The sequence below is a fragment of the Peptoniphilus lacrimalis DSM 7455 genome (genome assembly GCF_000378725.1).
In the GTDB taxonomy this organism is placed as follows: Bacteria; Bacillota; Clostridia; order Tissierellales; family Peptoniphilaceae; genus Peptoniphilus_A; species Peptoniphilus_A lacrimalis.
Genome location: NZ_KB900382.1, coordinates 1 through 8,779, shown reverse-complemented (window position 1 = coordinate 8,779; position 8,779 = coordinate 1). Strand labels below are relative to the sequence as shown.

At 33.5% G+C, this 8,779-nt stretch carries 3 protein-coding genes; all 3 read left to right on the top strand.

The annotated features are described in order from the left end of the window. Positions 1-620, top strand: a 620-nt coding sequence (locus F594_RS0109000; protein WP_026302292.1) for an EF-Tu C-terminal domain-related protein, incomplete at its 5' end; no start/stop codon positions are given. 642 nt (positions 621-1,262) lie between these two features. Beyond that, positions 1,263-6,914 carry a hypothetical protein gene (locus F594_RS0108995; RefSeq protein WP_019035345.1) on the top strand — a complete coding sequence of 1,884 codons (5,652 nt, stop codon included), beginning with the start codon at positions 1,263-1,265 and terminating at the stop codon, positions 6,912-6,914. Between the two features lie 69 nt (positions 6,915-6,983). Beyond that, positions 6,984-8,779, top strand: a 1,796-nt coding sequence (locus tag F594_RS09360; RefSeq protein ID WP_036746392.1) for a hypothetical protein, incomplete at its 3' end; no start/stop codon positions are given.

The window sequence follows — 8,779 nt, the reverse complement described above, 5'->3', positions numbered from 1 at the left end:
TAAAACTAATGGAAGAAGTAGACGAATACATTCCAACACCAGCAAGAGATGTAGACCATCCATTCCTAATGCCAGTAGAAGACATCTTCTCCATCACAGGAAGAGGAACAGTAGCAACAGGAAGAGTAGAAAGAGGAACAGTAAAAGTAGGCGACACAGTAGAAATCGTAGGACTAACAAACGAAAAGAGATCCGTAGTAGTAACCGGAGTAGAAATGTTCAAAAAACAACTAGACCAAGCAGAAGCCGGAGACAACATCGGAGCGCTACTAAGAGGAGTACAAAGAAACGAAATCGAAAGAGGACAAGTATTAGCAGCACCAAACTCAATACATCCCCACACAAAATTCGAAGCAGAAGTATACGTACTAACAAAAGAAGAAGGCGGAAGACACACACCATTCTTTAACGGCTACAGACCACAATTCTACTTCAGAACAACAGACGTAACAGGAGATATCCAATTACCAGAAGGAACAGAAATGGTAATGCCAGGAGATAATGCAACATTCACAGTAACCCTAATAACACCAATAGCAATGGATGAAGGATTAAGATTTGCAATTCGTGAAGGTGGAAGAACAGTTGCATCAGGCGTTGTTTCTAAAATCTTAGAATAATAATTTAAAAATTTTGGCGGTCATTTATGACCGCTATTTTTATACCTAAAAAGCCTATGCAACAAATATAGCTAAAGAAGAGAAACTGACCAAAATTCCACATAAAAAAGGTCATATAAAGTTAATGTTAGCAAATTTATTTTTATTTAATACTTTAATATGTTCTTATTAAGTTATTATTATCAAAAAGTAACGTATAAATTGAATAAAAACTATATGAAAATTATGCAGATTGTGTTATAATGGCTATGAAAACTAAATTAACAAGTAATGGTACTCAAATCGCATGTTGGATTTGTAATAAAGTAAGAGTAATAACAAAAACCCTTAAAATCCAAGAATAAATACATGCGGGGGGGGTATTATAGCGGTATATTTACTTGCACAAAATAAACAATAAAGCATATGAAAGCTTTTGCTTACATACAAGGATATGCTAATGCATACCCTTGATTGCTTGTTTTATTTTTGGTGCAAGTTTTTTATTTATCCTTACACTTGCTTTTACAATTTGTCATTTACTTAAAGATAAGTTTAACTTATAAATGACTTAATATTCAAATTACTACTAGTTTTTAATTAAGGGGTGATTATAAAAATAACAACTAACAACTAAAAAAAATTATAGAAAGGGGTAAAGAAATGAACGACAAACAAATAACAAAAAGATTTATGGCATTATTTTTGTCGCTAATAATGCTAATAGGAATATTGCCACTCAACATCTTTGCTGAAGAACCACAACTTCCTGGCACATCTTCTAGAAGTGTTGATGCAGAAGGAAAGCCAAAAGTTCCTTGGGTAAACAAAGATGCTAAGACAGACGATGGAAGTGAATATTGGCAATTTCCAGAAGGAGTTAAGGTTATTAACGGACAAGGGGGAACAGACCCTTTACGTACAACAGGTATTAACTACGAAGGAAAATATTTAAATGCAGATGGTAACCTTGTTTTAAGATTTAACATATCTCAACAACAGGCAGCTACAACAGGGGTTTGGAAGTATCACGTACTAAGATTTCCAAAAGAAATCTACTTAGCAGCTGACTGGGATAAATCTTATATAATCCACAGACAAGTAGATTATTCTGTAGGCTCTAGAGTTGATTTTCTAAAGTTTAAAGATACAATAATTCCAAATCAACAAGCTTGGACTAAGTCTATAGAGTTTAAAGATGCAGGGATTTCATACAGACACTACGAAGTAAACCTTGTATTAAAAAATGATGTAAATTGGGCTAGAGATTTTGCCGACAAAACTTGGCTTATCCAAATGCGTACCTTTAACGGTGACGGCTCAAAGATGTTCTCTGACTCAACACCTAGAAAAAAACGTAAGTATACAAACTTCTCATACAACACTTATACAAAAACAACAGTAGTAGGAGATAAAGTTGGACATCCTAAAGATCTTATAGAGTCAACAGCTCTTAATGCAGCTGATGCCGAGATGGATATGGTTTATACAGCTTATTCAACTCTTTTACTTGATAAGATAAATAAAAAGGTTACACTGGTTTATGTTCCTACAAAAAATGGAAACCTAGACGATTACAATAAACAAGATGAAGCAGTAGCTGTAAGACAAACTTTAGACCCTGAGTTTATAAAATATATAGATATTAATGGTCAAAATACTGAGATAGGTACTGTTAGACATTATAATGCGGCTGAAAAAGCTTATGGTAAGGAAATAAAACTTTTCGCCAAAGATTTAAATGGAGTTAAGATAGATCCAAATACAGGAAAATTTGCACTTGATCAGCACGGAAGACCTATCTCAACGCGTCCTGACAAATCCATCTTCTTACAAATTGGAAGTAACAGATTTGTAGACAGAGAGAATGCAAAACTTGATGCTACTGATCCAAGTCATTATAATTCAAAAATTTTGCCTAATGATGAAACAACAAGTATCTATTCATCTGATTCAACTAAGGATGGTTTCTTCCTTGTATTTGAATACAACATAGACCCTGAAAAGATATCTTCAGACCTTATAACAGAGAAAAAGTTTGTTAAAAACTTTGTTTTTGACACTCGTTATATAACATCAAATGTACCAGGATTTAGAAAGTTTACTGTAAAAACAGATAAAGATATAAATCTTGATGCCAATAAAAAGCTTATGCTTCGTTTCCAATTTGACCCTGCAATAAGTTTTAAAACTGAATTGTTATCAAATAATGATGCTGATGACTTTATGTTTAACATGGGAGGACCAGAAGGCTCATGGAAGTCCTGGAAAAAAGAAGGATTTTATTGGAAGAAGAACAATAAAGGAGGTTGGGATTATTTCATTCCAGTATACGGAAGAGGGTCAATGGATAATAAATCCCAAGCTGAACCTTCAGGATTCTCAATCGATAAAGGTACAGAATTATCTGTTTGGCTTCCAACAAAGAATGTTTGGACTAAAAAAGATTTCAATGCCAACGAAATCAAGATGGACATTGTAGAATCTAATGGAAGATATGGTAACGCTCTGGGAACAATTAATGATTTTACTCCTGTAGCGGGTACAGAATTTACTTTATCAAAAGTTAGGGACGATAAAGTTGTTGGAAATCCAAAATATGCTGGTAAAGAAGACATTTTCTACAATCCACTATATATGGAACACTCAGTTTCAAGAATTGGTGGTTCAGCTATAAGAGAACAAGCAGTTCCTATAGTTGACGAAATCTTCACAGATGATGAATTTGTAACAGGTATAGTTAGAGACGAAGGCGGAGTTTTATCTACTATCCATGTTGATAATGAAAAAAATCCAAAGAAAAAATTCTTCGGTTCAAACTGGATTGAATTAACAAAATATGATAATAATGGAAATCCAAGTGAATATGGTTTAAGTGATGGAAAAGATGCAGCACAAACTTTAAAACCAGCTGATTTAGAAGACAAGAGAACTTACGGTTTTGGAGATGATAGAAAAGAGTATAAGGGACTTAAATTTAAGATCACTAAACAGTACACAGACGGAGCTGATATAGAATCTACTAATAAAGAATCCAATGTTAAGAGTTTAGGATTAATAAAAGACCAAGCTTTTGTTCTTAACACATTTAGAGATACTTCATTAAATTCAGAACCAATTTACGAACAAGTTCAAGCAAAGGTTGAGTTCGTAACATATCCGAAAGAACAAGTATCTTTTACAAGGATAGTTCCACTTAATAAACAATACTCAGTTTTAGCTCCTGTAGTAGGAGAAAAAGTTGAGCCTATTAAAAACACAAACTATGTACCAAATGGATTTATTGCTAAACAAGGCGAAGACAACATTAGAGTTGATGAAACTGATAAAACTGTAACTTTAGCAAGACGTTCATTAGTAGATGGCAAAGATAAAAATAAAAAATATGCAAATCTTATTAATCACGACGGTTTTGTTTATGACATAAATAACGCAAGTGATACTATAAAGAAATCTGAAACAGAAGCCTTCATGAAGAGACTTTACCCAGATGCAGAGTTTGATCAAGAACTTCATTTAGATGCACAAGGAAAAGTAAGAACTGATGGTTTATCAGTTATCGCTTGGACTACAAAACCTCTAGCAGATATTAATGATTTTTATAAACTTGAAAAAGATGGAGAAGTTCTTACAAAATTAGATCAATGGAAAGAAGTTGACGAAGATAAACAAACTTATATCTTTAACGAATACTCTCCAGTAGATAAGAACAGAAAAGTTTATGCAGTTTGGGGAGCTCCATCATTAGTTCTTCACTCAAATAACACTTATGATAAGGAAGGTAATTTTCTAGCTGACAAAGAAACTATAGTTAGAATTCCTTATAGTTTGGCTGATGAAACATTAACAAATCAAAAGATAGATGCCATGACATCATCAACAAAAGACAACTTGAGAAAAACTAACACTATTAAACAGTTACCATTAGCTCCATACAAATACGAATCAAATAGAAGTGTAAGTGCAACTGATGAAAATTATGACGACTATGATAAAAGACTTGAAAACTTTAGAATGAAAGGAAGAACATTTGTGGGCTGGACAATGAATCAGTTCTCAAATATTACAGATGCAGATAAGTATGATGAAAGTAAATTGTCAAAATTTGTAGCTGGACAAAACAATGTTAGAATTGGAGAAATAAAAGATGGCTGGACTACAGGAGGACCAGGAAAACCTAAAGTTTCTCTTCCTAAGAATACAGAAACAATCTTACTTCTTCAAACTGACTCTAAGGCATATGTTCCTAATGGTTTCTCATACTCTGTAAATAAGAGTGTACAAGAAATTCTAAAGTCAGGTAAGGATTACCATCTATATGCTAACTATAGAGATTATTTCGATATTACAGTTCATCCACAATATAAGGATATAGATACTACTCAAGATCCTAATCATAAATATGGTAAGTATAAAGACCTTACAGATGCAAGCAAAAAGAAAAACTTGAAAGTTGGTATCCTATATAGAACAGCTGTAACTGACTATTCAACACCTACAGTATTGCAACAAGCAACATACAATCCTATAAAAGATGGCATAAAAGAATATGATGTAAACTATGGAAAACCTCTAATATGGAGACAACAACCAGGTTATGATAGAGAAGGTTTAAGAAAATCGTTTATATCAGTAGTTATTCCAGAAGGAAAAGAAAATGTTTATAACAATTTCAAACAACCTAAAAAACCAGGCTCTCAAGAAGTTTATGATTGGGCAGATCTTGGAATTTCAACTTATGTAAAAATCAGCGGATCATTACTTGATATAGCAACAAATGCTCCTAAGAATTTACACGAAACTGATACTGACAGGGACAGATATGGAGATCCTCTAGCAAAGAGACAATCATTTACAATCAAAAATAGTGACGGAAGTTTGGATGCTTATACATCTGCAACTTCAAGACAATCTCTAGTAAGAGAAGTTGGAGCAATAAAAGAAGTAAAAGGATATGACATCATTCTTACAAACACTCCTGAAACAATTCCTGTTCCAGAATTTGAATCAGTTAAAGAATCAGACACTGAATTGAAAATCAAATTCTCAGATGACATCAAAAATAATGTTGATGGATTAAAATTGCAAATCCCTCAAAAGAATGATGGAAAACTTGACTTGTTCTTTGTAAAACAACCAGACGGAACATTTAAGGATTCAAATGGAATAACAGCTACAGTTCAAGGTAACCAATTAGTTATCAAAACTTTAGATTTAAAAGGACTTCCTGATGATGAACAAAAGAGAACTATCTATGGAAACTACACTAAAGCTATTGATGACGGTTCCGGAAATGTACAACATATTGACGGAAAACAAGCTAAGGTTGTTATTACAAAATTACTTCCAGCTTATCCTGTAACAAATATGTATCAAGTTCCAAATGATGATCAAGGTAATACAAAGATAAAATTTGATATACCTCAACCGGATCCTAAAAACCAAGTAGTACCAGGAACAAAATATCAACCTCAAAAATGGGATAAAACTCAAAATAAATGGGTTGATTGTGGAGATCCTTATAATGTAACAAAAACAGGCGAAGGTGGAAAAACAGTAGAGCTTACACTCACAGGAGTAGGTAATGACGATATGATTAGAATCGTATCTAATGAGCCAGGAAAGAAACCAGCATATTCTGTTGGCGATGAAACTGACAAACCATACACTCCAATGAAGCCTGCTAAACCTTCAGATCCAGTAGCAGATACAAACCACTATGTCATAGTTGACAAAAAAGGTCCTACTGTAACTGCTAAAACAGAAGAAGAAAAATTCAGAAGATATATTGATTTAAAAGCAACTTTAGATGAACTTCCTGAAGGAGAAATAATAATCGAGTACGGCACAAAGGGTCCAAAGGGAACTCAAGGTAATCAAATTCTTAAATTTGAAAATAAGGCTTTAGCTTTTGAAAAAATTAAAGAACTTGTAAGAGTAGAAGACAAGACAGAAATTTGGATCACAGCAAAAGACAAATTTGGTAACAGTGCAGGTACTGATGTAAAAGCAAATCTATCAAGAGTATTTACAATCCAAGTTGAAGTTCCAGTTGCAGGAGACAATTATCTTATGATAGATTCTTCTATGGCTGATGCTACTATAGAGATGACTATTAAGAGAAAAGGACAAGAAACAAAATTAAAAGATGTAGCAAATATTCCACAAGGACAAAGTAAGGTAGATCTTTTAAATAAAGATGGTTCAGCTTTTACACTTGAAAAAAGAGACACAATAATCTTTAAAGGAACTGTAAAAGCTACAGATGGAAAAGCAGATTACACTACAAATCCATTTAGACTAAGAGTTAGATAAAGAGATAAGAAGTAGGAGATATTGTAGGGGAGATTTCCTCCCCTTACAATAACTTAGAAAGGAGAAGTTATGAAAAAAAGAGCTATTTCCTTATTATTAGCAATGGTTATGATACTTTCAACCATAGCAAGTCCAATTTATGCGGTAGGTCAAAATTTACCGAAAGATAAAGTTGAGGCTGGAAATGAAGTACCATATACTAATGAAGGAAACAAAAAAATCTTTAAGATTGACAAAAGAGCAATAAAAGAAGTAAAAGAACCTGCATTAAGAAGCGCATTACAAAGTAATAGACTTAGACGTGCACCAATTAATGCAACAAGAAAAGAAACAATGACAGTAAAACTAACTACAAAAGGACTTGGCAATGGAGCACAAAATTTTGACTGGTCTTTATTTAACAATAGCAAATTTACTGGCGAGCTTCTTATATATGACGTAGATGATAACGAATATTATCCAGAAAAAGATGGCAAACGAGTAACTATAGACTTCACTCAAGATGGAGAACAAACAATTGAGTTTGAGGTGCCAGTAGGTTTAAACGTTGACTCATATAACATTGTAGTTAAAACTATTGATAATTTTGAAGTTAGAGCAACATATACAAATGCATCAACAAGCCCTTCAGGTGCAGAACTTAAGCTTGAGTTTACAGTTATAGAACTGGCAAGCCCATTTGTAGAAGTAATTTATCAAGATTCACAAGGACAAGAACTTGCAGCTGATAAGCTACCTACAACTACAGGTGTTAATATAACAGCTGAAGGAGTAAAACTTGCAGGACAAGCCCTAAGCATACCACTACCTACAGATCAATATACAAAATATAATATAGCACAAGGAATTGCTGGAAAAGGAAGAGCAACAACACAAGAGCTAAACAATTTAACAGATGCTATAAAATATAAAGTTGACGGAAAAGATAGCGGATTAATTACACTTGATGATAAAGAATTCAAGCTAAGCATAACAAATTCATTAAAAGATGGATCACAAATAGTTTTAACTTTATCAAAAGCAGATCAACTTAGAGAACTTGGCGGACTAAATCCGAAAACAATAAAAGTTTGGAAAGACGATGATATTGATTGGAAAAGCGGAGTAGAACCAGCTGATAAGAATTCAGATGCAGCATGGAAACTAATAGAAGAAGCAATAGTAACAGATATTACTGTACCAGCAAGAGGTTCAAGTAAAGCTGGAAAATTTGAGGGTAAATTAAAACTTACCTTTGACGATGGCTCTTCATTAGAAGTAGACAAACAAATGTTAATCGTAAGCGAACATGTAGTAGTTATAGATCCTAATAACACAGATCCAGACGCACCACAAAAAGAAGACCTACCACGAGATAAAATTACAGTTATCTTTAAAGCAGGAGAAGGCATAGATAATATAAATACTAATGGCAAAACAACATACGCTAAACCAAATGCAACATTAGCTGATACAGACTTCCCAACAAATATCACATATAAAGATGGATATAAGAATGAAGTAACTTGGGAACCAACAGATCATAAAGTTGATACAAACAATAGAAAATATTATAATGGTAAAAGAAATACATTCACATTCAAAGCAAGCGCAGACAAGACCGTAATACCAACAAACCCAGACGATCCACAAACACCACAAGGATATGTATTAGTAACATTCGAAAAAGGTGACCACGGAACATTAAAGGGAATTGGAGCAGACGGACAACAAACAGAAAAAGCTGCAAAACTAGCATACAACGTAAAAGATACAGCAACTTACAAAGACCTAAAAGCATACGAACCAACAATCGTAGCAGATAAAGAATGGAAAGTTGCAGATGCAAAATGGGCTCCAGCTCTAGGTGCAGACGATGCTAAAGT